A 17,460-nucleotide genomic window follows, 5' to 3' on the forward strand; every position below is an offset into this window, starting at 1 on the left:
AAGTACAACTCGATGGTATATTTTTGGGCATTTTTGACTATTTTTGACAAAAACGCAAGGGATTATAGGAAAAAAAGGGTAATTACACAACAATCAAAATGCGTCATCACCTCTCATGTACGTGATACTTTTTAACATTTTTGCTGTTGTTAGTGAAAGGAAAAGTTGATTCGTAATCAGAGGGCCTTTGTTTTGACACGACACTGCGTTACTCTCAATCAATAGTTATTTAGTGACGCCAGTCAATAAGGGGCACCATAATAATGCCTTTACTAACACAGGGGCTATAATCAATACATAAAGTGTAACTACTGTGCCAATAAACTTGGTTAAAACGTCTCAGTACGGATCGTGTTTGGTTCATGGTTCCTTAAAAGACAGCTTAACTTATTATGGAATTTCTATCACATATAATTTTCTATTCCTCTGTTAGATAAGGAATTTACATGAAGCGCGTGAATCGATATAAACCCAATTTCAAATTATTTTCTGTTATCGACGATGAGGTAAATGAAGGCGTTTATAGTTTCTCAACAAAAAATTGGACCAGAATATGGTTTACAACAAATCCCGACCAATTTATTCCCCAAAAGAATAAAGAAAAAATAATTGAATTTCTTACTAAATTCCCATCTCGAAAAATATCGCTAATCTATGACAGTCGATTATTAGGTACGCAAGGAAAAGAAGACTTTCTTAATTTCAAACAAGAACTAAGTATTTTAAATAGAGCCAGCCAGTTAGAATTTTATGACTTTTCCGCAGAGAGTTTTCAGGAGAATTTATTAGATGCTAATGAGCTGGAATTGTATGCATTAGCGAATATGGAATTACAAAATTTATCCCACGGTGGAAATGTGGGTGCAGCAAGCGATGTTGTGCGTACATTAAGTGTACTTTATCGTTCGGGGATTTATACAGATTTTGATGTTGAATTCCCAGATTCAAACCTGGAAGAAATTAAAACCTCCAGCCCCTTTCTTTGTAGTGTCAATGGGAATGCACGTTGCAATGATATTTTAGCTATTCATCCTGAAATGGCATCTAAAACAGATTTATTAGAGAAATATCATACCTATATAAAACACGCTTATCGTTTATGCAGCGCATATAATTCTGATGAACTCGCCCAATATAAATTAGAAATGTCCCTAACTTTGATGAACTCAGTTGAGGATAGTGAGCACGAGTTGGCTTCAGCTGCAGTTGAGAAACTTTTTGCTCTTATGACTAATATGTCTCAAGATTTTCACTCCTTTCCTATGATTTTTTTAATTCGCAAGGCATGTGAAGAAGCTATAAAAAATGCGGACGAAGCTAATTTTAAAAAAATTTATAGAAAAATCTATATGAGTAATGTGATTTCTTCAGCGGGTCCATCAGCTCTACCACCGATGAGTAATTCTGAGGAGAGAGACTGTGGAAAACTTCACCAACTAGTTCGTGGACAGGCTGTACTAAGGACTAATGACTGTGGATGGATTCCCCCAGGTTTTGAAACTCCCAAAATTAACGAGCAAGAAAAGACGGACTCCCAAATCTTAAGGCCTTAACCGTACAGAGCTAATGCGCCTTAATTGCGCTGGTGGAACGCTTCTAATTGGATCTCGTTGCGATCCAATTAGAGAAGCCATGTGTTCATTGTAAACGGAATTATTGCTGTGAAACGGTAAACTAACTAACAGGTGATAAGGTATAGTCAGTTCCCTTCTCTTCACTATCGTAAGACTCTGCAATTGATGGCTTAAAAAAACTGAAGGTCGCACCACCAGCAATAGTTAATCCGACTGCAGCAAGTGTAGCCGCAACCAAACCCGCTGAACTTGCAGAAATAATCTCGGCAGCCACCAATGCAGGGACAATAATGGGCCAAGCCAATATGGCTACAGCAAGGCCCCCTAAGCCCGCGGTAAATAGAGCCCCATATACTAGAAAATCGAAGGCAGCATTGCCGTTAGAGTCCGAGCTGGAGTCATTTGTCTCAACTAAGGAGGAGGAAAATGGCTGGCTAATTTCTTTTTCACTCAGGGGCTTTTTATTGGGTTCGCTAACAGCTAGCTCTTCTTTTTTTACTGTTGGCATGGCCTGGATTGGTTTAGGTAGTACGGGAGTTATTTGCTTTTTTACAGTGGAGGGCAATTGCAACCAAGGGTCATTTTCCTGCATTTGCAGTCCATCTAGGTAGGCCGCAAAGAACGGATTGGAGCTGTCTGCTTCTACTGCTTTAAGGCGCTCTTCCTCGGACAATTTTATGAATACTGCTAATTTATTCAGTTCTTGGATGTAGTGGGTGGCTAGAGGTTTATTGGGTGTTTTGAGATTGAATCCCCAAAAGCTGGGTTCTAGGTCGCCTTTCGTATCAGCCAAACCGGAATCAAAATAAGTGGTGTCGTCATGAGTTCTAACTGGCAATAACAAGTGATAACCTGCACCCACCGCGCGATATAAATCAGCCAGGGCACCATGTACTGTTTGTTGCTGGTTTAAATTCGTAGACCAGTTGTCCATGCTTGTGGTAGGTAGGCTCAGAACGGGGTAACCTACAGCTCCTAAATCCTGTGCGACAACGGCCAGGCCTCCACCGCCTTTGATGGTGTAAAGGTTTGTGCCTTTACTATGATGGCTAGAATTTCCCGGAAATAAGAAAACCACTTTTTTGGGATCTAAATTATGCGTTTGGGCAGTTTTTTGAAACTTTGGTACATTAATCAATCCGGGAAGGTAAATAAACATAGTCAACGTGTGGTTTAGTATAGTTAGTTAATTGTACAGCAGAAGCCATGTCTGATGCTAGTCTTTATTGCAGAGCGAGGATATTTGATGCGATTTGAGCTAAAATTAATAAGTAAGATTCTAAAATAATAATAATTTGGCTGCACCTGAACGTTTAAAGAACAATATCCGTATATCATAATTTATCACCGTTCACGATCAGTAGAATCAAGTTCACATTCGTAAGATGCGGAAGGAGAACGAAAATGAAAATATTGATGGTGTTAACTTCTCATGACCAATTAGGTAATACCGGACGCAAGACTGGCTTCTGGCTTGAAGAGTTTGCGGCGCCTTATTTTGTTTTTGCCGATGCAGGGGTTGAATTAACTTTAGCCTCACCGAAAGGCGGCCAGCCTCCAGTTGACCCTAAGAGCGATTTACCTGAAAACCAAACAGCGGCAATGGAACGCTTTAAAAAAGATGAGCGGGCACAAAAAGCACTTTCGCAGACCGCCAAACTTGCTGATATGAAAGCCGATGATTTTGACACGATATTTTATGTGGGAGGTCATGGCCCTTTGTGGGATCTTGCAGAAAGTTTGGTTTCAATCAGGTTAATTGAGTCTTTTTATAATTCTGGAAAGCCAATAGCCTTAGTTTGTCACTCACCTGGTGTATTGCATCGCGTAACCTACAAGGGGGCCCCGCTGGTAAAAGGTAAACGTGTGACTGGCTTTAGCAATAGTGAAGAGGCTGCAGTAGGGCTTACTGATGAGGTACCGTTTCTGGTGGAAGATGAGTTGAAACGACTAGGGGGTCTGTTTGAAAAAGCCTCTGATTGGCAAAGCTGCGTCATTGTTGATGGACGTCTCATCACTGGACAAAACCCAGCTTCGTCTACCGAGGCGGCTCAGGCGCTATTGAAGTTGATTGAGCATAACAAAAGGGCAGCTTAGAGAGAGCTGGGGATGGGCTAGTAGCGTAACTTAAGGTTTTCTTACCCAATAATACTCTCCAATACCACGGTCACACCGCGGTAATTGTCCCTTATTTGCTATATAGTGAATTTTTGCCTAAATTGTAAATTAAAAAATGATGTTCAATTAAAGGAATAAATCATGTTAGCAGGAGCATTTATTTTTTTTGTGCTGGCATTTCTTTTAGCGCTTTATTTATATAAAGGAACTAATCCGACACTTATTTTGCTTGCAAAAATTCTTCTTTATTTTTCTTTAGTGCTGTTGTTTGTTTTATTAATTATCAATTTTTTTAATCATGTACCTCCCATTCCTGATGATAAGAAAAATCTTCCTTTATAAGTTTGGTTTTTGCCACGTTTTGGCAGTCGAATGATGGCCATGTAGTTAAATGCTATGGAAAACCACAATTGTTAAAATAATGTTTGAAAACTAAAGTTGTGTATTCTTGGTTTGGGTGTGTTGGCAACTAGTCTCCCAGTTAACACACTCAATCAAGGATCAAATCCTCTCTCCAAATAGTTATATGGAAAGTCGAATTTATTGCTGGGGTGAATTTGGACTGACTGAAATCAATTTATATTTTTACTGATATTTTTTTGTTTTATAAATAAATATCAAATTGGATATTATTTATCTTTATGTTAGATTCGCATTTATAGAGTGCTATCCATAATTTAACTCGCGCATGTGAGAGAACTGTTATTTTAACGCATATTAAGGATAACCCTAATAAACCACATAAATTCAATAGATTAACATATAAAAAATGGCTCAAAATATAGGTATATTAATTGATATTATTTATGTTAAGCAAAAATTAACCGGCATTTTCATAGGATATTTTAGGATAGAGCAACTAGATGAATGGATTAATGCAAAAGAACTTATATACCCAACTTCTATTGAAGTTTATTCATGAGTTAAATCAGCCATTAACAGTAATTAAAGCCTATCTTGGTGGGTGTGAAATTAAGTTACAAAGAAATGAACTTAGTCCCAGTCAAATGAATAGTGTATTACAAAAAATTAATGAGCATACGGAATTATTTAAAGATAAAATTTATTCGATGCAGCAGTTAATAGTTCAAGAAGAGGGGGTTAATATCTCAAGTATTATTACCGAGATTACCTCTTTATTTTTCTTGGAAATAAAGCATCATCACATTCAATTAACTTTAGATTTTCATGAAAGCCTTCCCGATTTTAATATGCAAAAGTCTCAACTTAAATGTGTTTTATTTCGTTTATTAAAACAATGCATTGATTCTGTGGAAAAAAATGATATAAAACAAAGTGAGTTGCTAATCCAAACCAAACCCCATCAACAGAATATACTAAGTGTGACAATAACCAGTAATTTTCCAATTAAAGAAGAGAGTGTGGAGCAAGAGCTTACTTATTGTCGTACTCTTTTCACCACTGATTGTGGTCGTTTATTAACTGAATCCGTACCGAATGGTATTTGTTTTCAACTGCTTATGTTTCATAAGGATCCACAAGATGTCTACTAAGGAGCCCATGGTTATTATTGTTGATGATGATCCTGAAATATGTGCGTCATTTCGTTGGTTATTTGAGTCTGTTAATCTGCGAGTGCAAGCGTATGAGAATGCTAAAGATTTTCTTGATAATTATGATGCTACGCAACATGGTTGTCTGATTATTGATGTAAGATTACCTATAATCAGTGGTCTTGAGTTATTAGAATACCTTAATACCACTAAAAATCAGCTCTCGGTAATCATCATCACCGGTTATGGCGATATTCCCATGGCAGTCAGGGCAATGAAAGCGGGAGCGGCAGATTTTATTCTTAAGCCCGTGAATCATCAGGATCTATTAGAAATCACGCAAAGCTGTCTGAAAAAAAATCAAAATAACAGCTTCCACTTACAATCTGATTTTTACCAGCGGATAAATAGCTTAACTAAACGCGAAAAGCAGATCATGGACTTAGTTATTGAAGGTAAATTAAATAAGCAGATTGCCTATGATCTTAATATCTCCATTTCTACAGTAGAAGCTCATCGCGCTAAGGTTATGAAAAAAATGGAGACTAGAACTTTGGCGGATTTGATACGAGCCAATTTACTTCATACGAACAATTCTGCTGCTTTTGAGTATTCTAGTTGAGTCCTCATCCCTGCTGGAGCAGGGATGGCTAATTTATATTTAAATGTATGCTGATTACCCATTGATTAAGGTTAAAGATGACTCATTGCCCTCGCTCTTTTTCTCAGGAAGTTCGTTCTCTGTTTTAAAAAAAGAAGGTAGTTTTCTTCTTATATTAGGAGGAGTAATGGCCTTAAATTCTTCAACATCTTGGATATTACGAATCCGTTTACTGAATAATGTTTCCACCTCTTCCCGATCTTTTTCGCAGGCAAACAAATCAATAGCTAATTCTTTTACTTCGTTTTTCTCTTCCTCTTCTTTTTCATGCTCAGCTAGAGAAAAGGCTTGAAGGAGGTGATTAATGTCTTGGTGATATACAGCCCATTCAAAGCTGCCCGGTGTTTTATGATATTTTTTGGTTTGACTGTCTGGAATTCTACAAGCAGCAACCGCATTCACCATCTGGTTATAGTCTGTTAGACTATCATCGAGCACATAAACAGTAGAAATATCAGGCTGGGCAGATAAAAATCTTTGAACCGCGGTGTCTTTTCGTAATGAGTCGGAGATAACTAATTTGCTGAGTTCTTCCGTACTAAAACCTTGATAGGTCAGTAAGGCTTGGATGTAATCTTGACGATTTCTGGTAATGATTTTTACAGATACGTCCTCATTGTTTAGCATGTCATGAAGAAATACAACGGCTTCACGACTTAACAACAAGTCGGCATCTGGCTGGTTATAATCAAATCCTTCCCTATAGGGGCCAAATTGGGTTTCGAATAAACCTTGTATGGTAGCACTGTCTTTAAGGGGAGCTTGCCTATAATCTTGTATCACTCCAGAAACATAGCCATTTAATAGGGATTGATAAAATGGTTCAAATACAGTTTTACCGCCTTCTCTTCCGCTTAAAGTCCCATCAAAATCAGTAAAAATAATAATCTTAGGCATTGTTTTCCTTTGAGTGTTTTATAAAATAGGTGTAATTTTAATATAATTATATTAAAAGAATATTAACTGTGCTTTTCTTGACGGTTTTTTTAGAGTCTAAATGAGGGGAGGCGGGATCAAAGTTGGATTAAAACCCAGATCCCTATTACTCCATTTCAGCTATAGCTACAGAACGCTTATTAACTCCGTTTTGATGGAGTCAAGCTCCGATGAGAATTTCTTCGTGTGCATTTCAGAGTCTGTTTCATAAGATTTAAAGAATGTGCCAACATATCCTTTGGTTGTCGTTGCTTGCACAGTAATCGCGGGAAGTAGAGTTGCTGCCGCAATAATACCGACGATTGCTCTCATCCATAGAGGGAAGCCATGCCATCCTCGGTGAATACTCAATACTGGGTTGGCTGCAACTAATGCTTGGTTACAAGCGGTTTCAAATTCTTTTACTGTATTCTCAGAAATATGAGTATTAAAGAATTGATCACCGGCATTATTTAAACTCGTGCTGAGTTTATTGAGGACTTGATAAGGGCTGTTTTCTTCCTGGGAATGCGAAAACTGATCGCGCTTTCTCTTTAATCCATCGAGCAATAGTTTATAGCGATTGTATAAATTTTGTTGTATTTCTTGCTGTTCTATATGTTTTAAGTCAACTTCACTTAATTCTTGCGTTAACTCCGGACGCTTATTTAAGAAATAGGTGACAAAAACCAGGTTTCGCGCATCAATCGCGTCAATAATGTGGGCTGAGCTAATGTTCTGCTCTTTAATTTGCGGTAAAAAGTCATTATAACTCGCTAGTAACCCCTTGATCGCTGGAGAGTTATTTCGCTCTGCTGCTCTACGTATTGTATAACCTGAATAACTTGTTGGGCTTACTGCGGTAATGACACCTGCATGAATATTAGCACCAGCAGTTATTAACGCTGCTGCTAATGCGGAATTATCATGTTCACAAGCATAATAAAATGGTGTTTTATTTCTCGGGTCTTTATGTTCTATTAGGTCATCTCTAAGACTGAAAATGTAGGCAATCGCTTCAGGGAATCGAGTTGCATATAAATCGTCAACTATTATTTCATCAGCAAATTCGGGATATTTTTGATGGATGCAATGAGCGAGGCTAAGATCATTATTCCGAATCGCCTCTCGATAGTTATCACTAGTGAATAGAGACTTATATTGCTCCGAATTGGGAGCAAGTCTTTGGTAAGATGGAATAAATAAATCACTGACCTCTGTGTTTGATGCGGCATCACGAGGTAATTTACCGTTTACCGACATAAAAATATCTGCTCCAGCGTCGATTAAATGCTGCACTATGGATACATCATTGAGTTGACACGCATAAAACAAAGCAGTTTCATTGGCATCATTGCATTCATTTAGAAGCTCGGGTTTTAGTGCGAGTATTGCTTGAACCAGAGGCAGGGATTTATCTTTTATTGCATCAATTAAACATTGACTAGTAAATTCATTTTGCAATTCAGGGAAAAACTCTAATAAGACCTCTACTAATTGATGTTCTTGTTGTTTTAGTGCGGTAAAAAAATATTCAGGAGTCGATAGGAATGCAAAATCAGTACCGGCTTCAAGTTGTTCTCTTACTCGTAAGTGATAATCTGTAAATAACCTGATTAGTTCTTCATTACCACCTTGCATTGCATTGTCTTTGGCAGTAATTTGGCGCTGAGTTGTACCTGATGCTAGAGTATTAACGCCTATGGACATAAGGTAGTCCACTATTTCGGCTCTATCCTGATTGCTAGCCAATAGAAGAGGGGTACTATCAATACAGAGTTGGCTGTCTAGGAGATGAGGACTTACTGTTAAAATAATTTTAACCCGGTCTAGTCGACCATCAAAAATGGCATGGATTAGGTGTTCTTCAGTCGCACACTGGCTCATGTAGTTATTATTAGCACGGACAAAACTACTAATTAATAGCGTATTCGCAGGGTGTTGAGCATAGGCTAATTGGAATAGTCTTTCGTCATAAACTCCTTGATTAACTAAAAATGCCGCGCATTGATATTTATTATGTTGAATGGCAAGTTCTAAAAGTTGTTTCTTCTGAGAGAATGAGAATGTCGTGGCATTAAATTCTAATGATTGCAGGGCTGCCTCTTCTTCATATTCCTCGCCCTCGGTTAATAGTTCGCGTAGAGTACTTAGATGTTCGGGGCGATCAAGATAAGCTTCAATGTGTTCGAAGAATTGTTCGAAATTGGCATCAAATTTACGTTTTTTTTGTTCTTCAGAGTTAATAGTAGCATCTTCAGTTATTTCAGCTGTACTCCAGCAAAGTCGTCCACCTAAGACTAGATAATGAGTATTTTCCAGTTCCGCAGAAAGGCAGGACACTCGCAGTTCATCAAAATGGGGTGCCTCAACATGGTCCGTAAGTATTTTGAAGGTTGAGTCAACCAGTGCATCGTATTCTTGAGCAGAAAACCCATATTTTTCTTGGAGCATCTGTTTAAATTTGGTCTCGTTCTTACATAATTGCCCAATTAATGATTTAGCAGATTTAGAATTTTGGAGGGCTTTGAGGAATTCTTTTGCTAGTTCCATATTTTTAAAGCGCAGTTGCAGGGTACATAAAAAAAGAAAAGTTTGAATAGAAAACAATTTAAATGAATTCGTCTTTTCTTCATTATCTTTATTTATTGTTTCAAACGATGTGAGTGTCTGATGATAAATTGAGGAAAAACTTTTTTGCTCTTCATCCGCTTGATTAAAGAATAAGGTTTGGCTAAAAATGAGTTTAATGGTACCCACTAAGTCTTTTTCATTGTAACCATGATAGTTTTCATTCTCACCAACTAGATATCCTAAATTCTCGGTTAAAACGTCAAAAAAATTTTCGGGTTGAGCGATTAGTTTAGGATGGCTGGAATTTTTTAGAGTGTAATACAACGATCTAAATAATTGCGTTGGATTTTGAGCTAACTCTTGTCGACACGCATGAATACCTTTGTTTTTTATTAGGTGTTGAAGACTGGTTTCCAGAGCATTTTTGTCTTGGGTATTGGGGATAGCCTTCAGGTAACTGGCAATCTCATTATCGAAGGCAAAATCATTAGGAAGTATCTTCTCCCGGTCAGCCTGAGCGAGGATTAAATTTAATACACTGGGTAGGTTTAGAAATCTCGCTGTATCCGCAGACTGTACCACAAACTCACCCTTAGTAACAAAGCCTTGTGTTCCTACGCACAGATCGTCACGCATTTTATTGATACTGAGCTGGGGCATGTACTCTTTAAGTTTATCTACCTCCGGCCTCTGCTTTTCTAATAACTTTATGATGCCCTGAATTATTTGTTGATCTTGAGGCGACGGCAGTTTGAGTATCAGATCCTTCAATTCCTTAATGAGATCATAAAATAACGTGTTAAAACTGCTCTTGGGACCTCCCGCGGGTGGGTCAAAAAATAGTGTCCTTTCTAAGTCTGATTTGCAGGTATTATCACCAAACACATAGAGCGAGGTCGCTTTTTCCGTGCCGGGCGTGAAATCAAAAGAAACTGTCCGGGCGAGGGTTAACGGAACCAGCATGGACAATTCCCCAACTTTATCAATATGGATAAAGGGGTATTTACTTAATATCGCATACAATTGGTCTTTCATGAGCATGTCCTTCTGTTGGAAGTTAACGACAATAGAAATTAGGTTAAGTATTTTGCTTTAAAGTAGATTGTGAAGGACTGAGAGTGTTTTTCTGCATAATTTAAACATCTATACCTCTATAATGCCGGCAGTTTAGCCGATGAAGCTTAAGAGAGTCTTAAGTCGCATTATTTTTATTAACGAACGGATTGTGTGAATTTTATTCCTTTTGTTTAGTTTGAACAAGTTAAATGTGCTAGATTTATATTTAGTTTGATGAATAAAGGGGCTAACTAATGGATAAATATAAGCTCAGCACGTTGATTTCCTCTCTTTTATTTGCGATTACAGTTAATGCCTCACAACTCGAGGCCCAAGAGCTATGCGTCAGAAAAACTGTTTCTCCTTGCATGGAGAAGTGTCAAAAAACTAAAATTATCAATTGCGCTTCTACTTGTACGCAGACAGCTCATAATCAATGTCGTCAGGCAGGAGAGTAGCTAGAAAGAATGCATCGATTGGTTTTTATAGGCCCATACTGATTTAAAATAATTCAAATTGTTTGCTTGGCCTTGGTTTTTTTGTGGTATGATCCGGTTTGCTTTATCCACGATTGAATTTAAGGAGCTAAAATGGGTCATAAACGTTGCCTGGCATTCGCACTACTACTCAGTGCCCCCTCATTGTTATTTGCAGAGACACTTCTTTTTGCCGTGGATATTATTCGCCATGGGGATAGAACGCCAATAGTATCTATTCCTGGCTTAAATTATGAATGGACTGCAGGTTTAGGGCAACTAACTGCAGAGGGAATGCAACAAGAACATAATCTGGGTATGGAGTTCCGTAAAAAATATGTTGAGGAAACCCATCTATTACCAGAACACTATGAAGCTGGAACGATGTATGTTCGTTCCACCGATTATGATCGTACGCTTATGAGCGCTCAATCTTTATTGATGGGATTGTATCCTCCAGGAACAGGGCCTAATACTTCGGAATCTGCTCTGCCCGCGTTACCGCATTCGTATCAACCTATTCCCGTCTTTAGCGCACCGTATAAATATGATGATGTCATTGTACAACCTGTAAGCCCTCAGGTACGTGAGAAGTTAATGCAACAGTATGTCTATCCGACCAAAGAGTGGCAACAAAAAAACAATGAATTGAAAGATAAATACGCACGTTGGAGCTCTTTAACAGGGATGCAGATTAATAAGCTCCAGGATTTAGGATTACTTGGCGATACCTTATTCATTCATCAAATACACCATGCGCCATTGCCCGAGGGTTTAAGTTCACAAGATGTTAATGAGATTATTAATACCTGTAGTTGGGCTTTTATGGCACAAGAACGTCCCCAACAGGTGGCTCGGGTTTATAGTAGTAAGATAATGGCTAATATTGCCAATTATCTTAATAAGGGGAGCCAAAATAAATCCAAGCTGAAATATGTCTTATTATCGGCTCATGATACCACTATTGCCAGTTCATTAAGCTTTTTAGGCGCACCATTAGAGCAGGCCCCTCCGTATGCATCGAATCTTAATTTTTCCCTTTATGAAAGTGATGCAGGATCGCATGTAGTTAAAGTAACTTATAATGGTCAACCTGTGAGTATACCCGCTTGTGGTGGCACCGTTTGTGACCTGCAGCAATTTATGCATTTGACGAAGGGGGCGTAGCCGCTTTCTCTACTTTAAACTAAACCCTAACAGTCTACGTCACGTGGCATGTCTACCACTCCAAGTCAATGCGTTGAGTGGGGATCTGGATTCCGTGAACAAGCCGCGAGACGTCGAGGGGCATGGGTTTAAGGCACTATCTACATCTCAGTAAACTCCAAAGTATACTGGCAGGGCGGGTGGCCTTGGTCTGCCGTTTTACGCAAAACCAAATCGCAACAGCGAATGAGCTCATGATAATCCAGCTCTGTTTCTTTCTCGTTACTAAGTAAGGAGGCCGCTTTTCGAAAAAGCGTCACACTAGACACTAATTTAGACGTATCAATGCTTCCGCCCATTAAGGTTCTCAGTGGTATGGTTTGTAATTGTTTTAAAACTAAATGGAGAATTTCATTATAGTGTTCAAAAAGTGTGGTATTTTGTAAATAATCAAAGGCTTCTTGCAAATCTGTAATGCCAAAATGCTTTGCTGTTGAACTATGACCTAGTGATTGCAGCTGCGGAAAGATGTACCATATCCAATGACTGGTTTTACGACCCTGGGCAATTTCTTTATATGCCTCTGTATAGGTAGGGAAAAAGTCTTGTCCTTGCTGGGCCTGTATAAATCGCTCGATACTCATTGGGTATCCTCACTTATTTAATCGGCACCTGTTTTAAATTATTATAGTGTAAGTTAACGTTCCAAGGAAAACAGTAATCATGGCTTCTTCTTTTTCAGCCGGACTAGTTATGGGTTGCATGATTGGTGCTATAGGCCAATATTGTGTGCAATTATTATTTTTAGGGGGTGGCAGTACAGGTTCAATAAAGAAAAATGAGAAACAAACGGCATTAAATGAACTGTTTCAAGCTCATTCTCCTTTTATGGAGCAATTTAAAAAAGATATTAATGAACCGATTAATGCACAGATCAGAGAGTTCTTTGTTGTCGATAAAATGGCAATTATGAACTCTTCTGTTCCTCGTTTACGCTATGATCTATCTGAAGAAATTATCCCCCTTTTAAATCAATTGGAAGAGCTGGGTTACATCCAAATGCTGCCGAATGATTCGTTGCTATACGAGATTAATGAACAGTTTATCCGGGATTTGAATCGGATGAATGCTTCTCCAGAGTTACTCTTGGTAAGCGAGGTAAGTTAATGAATCTTGAACAACATTCTATTTACCTGAACACTTCTGGCCGCGGAACGATTGATGTCACAGCAGAAGTGGCAGCGGTTGTAACGAATACAGCGATTCAGCAAGGCTTATGCCAATTGTTTTTACAGCATACCAGTGCCTCATTGATGATTTGTGAAAATTATGATCAACAGGTTCGCATGGACTTGGAAAATTTTTTAGTCCGCCTGGTTCCTGATGGCGATCCTTTGTTCAAGCATATTATTGAAGGCAAGGATGATATGCCTGCACATGTACGGACGGTTTTAACCCAAACCAGCCTTTCTATTCCGATCCAGGCTGGTAAATTAGCATTAGGTACATGGCAAGGGATTTATCTTTATGAGCATCGTTACCAACCCCACAAGCGCCATTTATTGCTTACTGTTTTAGGAAAGGTACGTGCTTAAAATTATCTTGTGTGCCCATCTGATTCAGCCTATAACTATAATGATAAGAAATCTAATTTATGTGGTGCAAAATGGTTGGTAAGGAACTAAGTTATATTAAAGTTTTGCATTTTCTAATACACGACATACGATGTTGTTTGGATTTGCAGTATGTAGAAAAAATATTTCCTTTACCTCTCTTGGAGCCCATTCCAGGGAGTCCGATTTATCTTGCAGGATTGATGAACTTACATGGAAAGTGCATTCCCGTTGTAGATTTGCGAATTTGTGCCGGATTGACGTGTGATGAGCCTTATGCTCTAAGAATACCTATTCTTTTATGTTCTGATGGAACACATCGTCTGGGTCTTATTGTGGACAGAATGATCGGACTTGGTGAGATTGATAAAAACAAAATTGAAATACATGAAGAATTTACTCGCAGTCATTCACTATTTTATGGTGCAGTGGCAAGTAATAACGGTGTTTCATTGCTGATGGATGTTGCATCACTCTTTGCATTGAAATTAACGGAAGAAATGGATCAGATTTCGGCGGATCATGACTAATTTGATAGATAGTATAAAAATTCTTGAACCGGCATTTATCAAGTTAATCCATGAGCGCTTTGGTTTAGTGACTCACATTAACCAAGCAAGAGATTTAACGAGGATTATTGCTGAAACCTGTACTACCTTTAATTTCCAGCCTAATGAATATCTGGATAAGTTAAAACATTGTTCTAGTAGTTCCTCACTATTGGCGGATTTGGTTGCCGCAATTACTGTGGGTGAAAGTTATTTTTTTCGTGATAAATCGCAAATACGCTTATTAGAAAAAGAACTTTTACCCAATCTTATAGAACAAAAAAAAGATTCTCGTATCTTAAAAATTTGGAGTGCGGGCTGCTCATCAGGGGAGGAAATATATACCATTGCCATGCTGCTTTTGAAGTTAATTCCTAATATTGAGCGTTGGGACTTACAATTATTAGGTACGGATATTAATGTGACGGCGCTTGAAAAGGCGATGAAAGGCATATATGGACAATGGTCGATGCGCTCTATTCCTGAAGAGTACTTGCAAAACCACTTTACCAAAGCGAAACGTACTTACGTTCTTTCTCCTAAGATTCGCGACATGGTACGCTTTAAATACCTGAATTTATGCGATAATAGTTATCCTTCAATTGTCAATGGTACTTATCAGATTGATTTAATATTATGTCGTAATGTGCTAATTTATTTTGAGAATGATTTGGTTGTTAAAATCATGAAAAAATTAAGTCAGTGTCTGGCGGAACATTCTTATCTTTTATTAGGGGCGTCAGATCCAATTATCATAGCCGATACCCATCTTGTGTTTCACCACGAAGGTGCAATTTATTTTACTTTGAATGGCGATAAATAAAAAAGGATTTTGGCAGTGCCGACTAAACAACAAAAACATGCTTCTGAACTTATGCCCCAAGATGCTGATGCTTTGCGCATTTTGAAAGCGCGTGCAGAATTGCTTGCCCAGCCAGAAGTTAGTCCAGTAGATGTACGTGGAGTCGACTACGTACGGTTTCAACTGAGCCCCAGGGAACAGTACGGGATTTCCTACCAGAATGTTGAGGAAATCCTGAATCATATTACGGTCTCAAAACCTCCATGCATTCCGAATTTTGTTGCAGGGGTAATTAACTGGCGCGGTTCCTTAATCACTGTTGTTGATTTGATGAAATTTTTTCATCCAGAATATTCTGGACCGGCAGCTGCATTTATTATTATTGTAAGTGTCGAGGATATGACACTAGGAATACTCGCTTATTCCATTGAGGGGAGCTTAATGTATCAGCCCAACCAATTAAGTATGCCATTGTCTTCTACAAAAGTCGCAAATCCTGATTACATTTTAGGATTACATCAATCAGTGACCGCAATTCTTAATGTCGATGTATTAATGCCCGGTTTATATCAAGCAATTAAAGAAGGCATATATCGGATAGGAGATGTACATGAAGAGTAAAGCTGGTTTTTTTATTTCACTCCGTGCCCGTTTAATTATTGGGTTTTTATCACTGAGCTTACCGTTGCTGTTATTAATCATGCTGTTACTGCCAAAAGTTAATGCGGTGGTGTTTTACAGTAAAGAAATTTATGAAGAAAATTTATCTCAAGTTTTAGATACGGGAATTTTTCAATCACAAAATTTAGTTATTGATTGGATTGTAACTGGAGATCCGAAATATAGATTGCACTTTGAACACGCTTGGACTGAAATAAATGAAATAAAACAACGTTGGGAGGAAGGCCTCACTCGTTTGGGGAATGAGCAAATACTGGATGAATGGCGAAAGCTCAGAGACTTATATGATCCGTTATATCACGCTCAGTCGGAAGTAATTAATGCGCCAAGAAGTATGGATATTGTTGCTGCCTTAAAAAAGCACATCGAGGATACTCGCCCCATTGAAAATCAAATGATTGATATAATTGATGGGGTTTTTTCCGAGGAATTAGGTAAGCGCGTTGGTGGCTTAACCGACAGTTTAGTGACTCAAATTAATCGAAACACTGCACACATTAATAGCAATTTACATGCCTTGACCCGTTCTGCATATGGGTTATTAATTTTAGGAATTGTTTTAACCATTATTGTTCCAGTTGGCACCCTGGGTTATTTAGCAAGTCCCATTGATCGGGTGATTGAGGTTGCTCAAAGAATAGCTGCGGGTGAACGTGATATAGAAATTGAGATTCCAGCCTTAGACCGGTTGGGCCGTATGCTACTTTCGATTAAAACCATGCAACAGGCAATTAAGGAAAATGAAGAAAAGCTCCGTGAACAAGAGGAAGAGTCGCGGCAATTGTTTGAGCAATTAGTTAATACGTCGAAAAAATTTAGTGAATACAGCAGCAAAGTGGCTGCAGGTGATCTTAGAGATCGATTAAAGGTAGATAAAGACGATATCTTATATGAGTTAGGAAATGATTTAGATTTAATGACTGATGGCTTAGCCTCCATTACCAAAAAAATTACCCAGGTAAGCAGCAATATTGTTGCTATGGCAGATAAGGTACTTACCTCAGCTAATGAGCAAACTGAAAGTATTAATTCGCAAGCATCGGCAATTAACGAAATCTCAGTATCTTTAGAGGAAATAGATAAAAGCTCCAAACAAACCATGAGCAAAGCTCAAGCCTTACGTGAAGTGGCAAAAAATACCTATGAGCAAGGAAAGTTGGGTAGTGAGTCCGTTGTGCAAAGTATTGAGGGAATTAAAGTTTCTGAAGAGAAAATGCAATTAATTGCTCAGACGATTCTAGATTTAAGCACGCATACCCAACAAATTGGTGAGATTACGGCGGTGGTTAATACACTTGCTCAGCAATCTAAAATGTTAGCTTTAAATGCGGCAATTGAAGCATCGAAGGCTGGTGAGGCTGGAAAGGGATTTGCAGCTGTAGCAACAGAGGTAAGAAATCTGGCTGAGCAGTCTGAGCAATCAACCGTTCAGGTGCAAAAAATTCTTGAGGATATTCGCCGGACAACTGAAAAAGCGGTTGAGGTAACTGAAGAGGGCTCTAAATCGTTGGGCTCTGGCATGCATTTAATTGAAAAAGCAGGAGACGTTATTCAGACGTTAAGTAAGATGATTAATGATGCATCTATTTCAAGTCAACATATTGAAGTAGCCATTCGTCAGGAGGCGGTTGGCATTGAGCAGATTGTTGAAAGTATGAATGAGATTAATCGTACAACCTCAACTTTTTCTGGTGGTTTAACCGAAATGATGGATTTCATCCATAAGTTAAACGAAATTGCCAAACATCTTAAAGATGACGTAAATACCTATAAAGTGTAGGA

General features: G+C 38.4%; 17 protein-coding genes. 13 read left to right on the forward strand and 4 right to left on the reverse strand.

The features are described 5' to 3' along the window. Positions 1 to 446: 446 nt before the first annotated feature. Complete coding sequence (locus ACD661_RS01330; protein ID WP_400185751.1) at positions 447 to 1,553, forward strand: glycosyltransferase family 88 protein; 1,107 nt, start codon at positions 447 to 449, stop codon at positions 1,551 to 1,553. 121 nt (positions 1,554 to 1,674) lie between these two features. Here ACD661_RS01330 and ACD661_RS01335 read toward each other — a convergent pair whose 3' ends face one another. Next, positions 1,675 to 2,733 (reverse strand): hypothetical protein, encoded by a 1,059-nt coding sequence (locus tag ACD661_RS01335; protein ID WP_400185753.1) that lies wholly within the window; start codon positions 2,731 to 2,733, stop codon positions 1,675 to 1,677. A gap of 245 nt (positions 2,734 to 2,978) precedes the next feature. On the opposite strand from ACD661_RS01335, the gene ACD661_RS01340 reads away from it, so the two are divergent. The 4 genes from ACD661_RS01340 (at position 2,979) to ACD661_RS01355 (ending at position 5,828) form a co-directional block, all read left to right on the forward strand. After that, entirely contained in the window at positions 2,979 to 3,671 is a 693-nt protein-coding gene (locus tag ACD661_RS01340) for a type 1 glutamine amidotransferase domain-containing protein (protein WP_400185754.1), read from the forward strand. 162 nt (positions 3,672 to 3,833) lie between these two features. Next, positions 3,834 to 4,034: a DUF1328 domain-containing protein gene (locus ACD661_RS01345; protein WP_400185756.1), complete on the forward strand. Its 201-nt coding sequence runs from the start codon at positions 3,834 to 3,836 to the stop codon at positions 4,032 to 4,034. 521 nt (positions 4,035 to 4,555) lie between these two features. Next, positions 4,556 to 5,206, forward strand: coding sequence for a sensor histidine kinase (locus tag ACD661_RS01350; protein ID WP_400185757.1), 651 nt, complete (start codon positions 4,556 to 4,558; stop codon positions 5,204 to 5,206). Further along, positions 5,196 to 5,828, forward strand: coding sequence for a response regulator transcription factor (locus tag ACD661_RS01355; RefSeq protein WP_400185758.1), 633 nt, complete (start codon positions 5,196 to 5,198; stop codon positions 5,826 to 5,828). Before ACD661_RS01350 ends, ACD661_RS01355 begins: the two co-directional genes overlap by 11 nt. A gap of 54 nt (positions 5,829 to 5,882) precedes the next feature. On the opposite strand, the gene ACD661_RS01360 is transcribed toward ACD661_RS01355, so the two are convergent. Together ACD661_RS01360 and ACD661_RS01365 are read right to left on the reverse strand one after the other, a co-directional pair. Then, positions 5,883 to 6,764 carry a hypothetical protein gene (locus tag ACD661_RS01360; protein WP_400185760.1) on the reverse strand — a complete coding sequence of 294 codons (882 nt, stop codon included), beginning with the start codon at positions 6,762 to 6,764 and terminating at the stop codon, positions 5,883 to 5,885. 165 nt (positions 6,765 to 6,929) lie between these two features. Then, the gene (locus ACD661_RS01365; protein WP_400185761.1) at positions 6,930 to 10,391 is read right to left on the reverse strand and encodes an ankyrin repeat domain-containing protein; all 3,462 of its coding nucleotides are present in this window, start codon (positions 10,389 to 10,391) and stop codon (positions 6,930 to 6,932) included. Between the two features lie 275 nt (positions 10,392 to 10,666). On the opposite strand from ACD661_RS01365, the gene ACD661_RS01370 reads away from it, so the two are divergent. Both ACD661_RS01370 and ACD661_RS01375 read left to right on the forward strand, forming a co-directional pair. Then, the gene (locus tag ACD661_RS01370; protein ID WP_400185762.1) at positions 10,667 to 10,870 is read left to right on the forward strand and encodes a hypothetical protein; all 204 of its coding nucleotides are present in this window, start codon (positions 10,667 to 10,669) and stop codon (positions 10,868 to 10,870) included. A gap of 132 nt (positions 10,871 to 11,002) precedes the next feature. Next, complete coding sequence (locus ACD661_RS01375) at positions 11,003 to 12,055, forward strand: histidine phosphatase family protein (protein WP_400185763.1); 1,053 nt, start codon at positions 11,003 to 11,005, stop codon at positions 12,053 to 12,055. Positions 12,056 to 12,195: 140 nt separating this feature from the next. On the opposite strand, the gene ACD661_RS01380 is transcribed toward ACD661_RS01375, so the two are convergent. Further along, positions 12,196 to 12,678, reverse strand: coding sequence for a DUF1810 family protein (locus tag ACD661_RS01380; protein WP_400185765.1), 483 nt, complete (start codon positions 12,676 to 12,678; stop codon positions 12,196 to 12,198). Positions 12,679 to 12,757: 79 nt separating this feature from the next. Here ACD661_RS01380 and ACD661_RS01385 point away from each other — a divergent pair, with 79 nt between their 5' ends. Genes ACD661_RS01385 through ACD661_RS01410 form a run of 6 tightly spaced genes read left to right on the forward strand, consistent with a single transcriptional unit; the run spans position 12,758 to position 17,458 of the window. Further along, entirely contained in the window at positions 12,758 to 13,201 is a 444-nt protein-coding gene (locus ACD661_RS01385) for a hypothetical protein (protein ID WP_400185767.1), read from the forward strand. Then, on the forward strand, positions 13,201 to 13,629 hold the full coding sequence (locus ACD661_RS01390) for a secondary thiamine-phosphate synthase enzyme YjbQ (RefSeq protein ID WP_400185769.1): 429 nt from the start codon (positions 13,201 to 13,203) through the stop codon (positions 13,627 to 13,629). The genes ACD661_RS01385 and ACD661_RS01390 overlap by 1 nt, the downstream gene beginning before the upstream one ends. 59 nt (positions 13,630 to 13,688) lie before the next feature. Then, complete coding sequence (locus ACD661_RS01395; protein WP_400185770.1) at positions 13,689 to 14,177, forward strand: chemotaxis protein CheW; 489 nt, start codon at positions 13,689 to 13,691, stop codon at positions 14,175 to 14,177. Further along, entirely contained in the window at positions 14,170 to 15,018 is an 849-nt protein-coding gene (locus ACD661_RS01400; protein ID WP_400185772.1) for a CheR family methyltransferase, read from the forward strand. Before ACD661_RS01395 ends, ACD661_RS01400 begins: the two co-directional genes overlap by 8 nt. 15 nt (positions 15,019 to 15,033) lie before the next feature. Next, positions 15,034 to 15,618, forward strand: coding sequence for a chemotaxis protein CheW (locus tag ACD661_RS01405; protein ID WP_400185774.1), 585 nt, complete (start codon positions 15,034 to 15,036; stop codon positions 15,616 to 15,618). Further along, positions 15,602 to 17,458: a methyl-accepting chemotaxis protein gene (locus tag ACD661_RS01410; RefSeq protein WP_400185776.1), complete on the forward strand. Its 1,857-nt coding sequence runs from the start codon at positions 15,602 to 15,604 to the stop codon at positions 17,456 to 17,458. Before ACD661_RS01405 ends, ACD661_RS01410 begins: the two co-directional genes overlap by 17 nt. The last annotated feature ends 2 nt before the right edge of the window (positions 17,459 to 17,460 follow it).

The sequence above is a fragment of the Legionella lytica genome (assembly GCF_044626755.1).
Taxonomy (GTDB): domain Bacteria; phylum Pseudomonadota; class Gammaproteobacteria; order Legionellales; family Legionellaceae; genus Legionella; species Legionella lytica_A.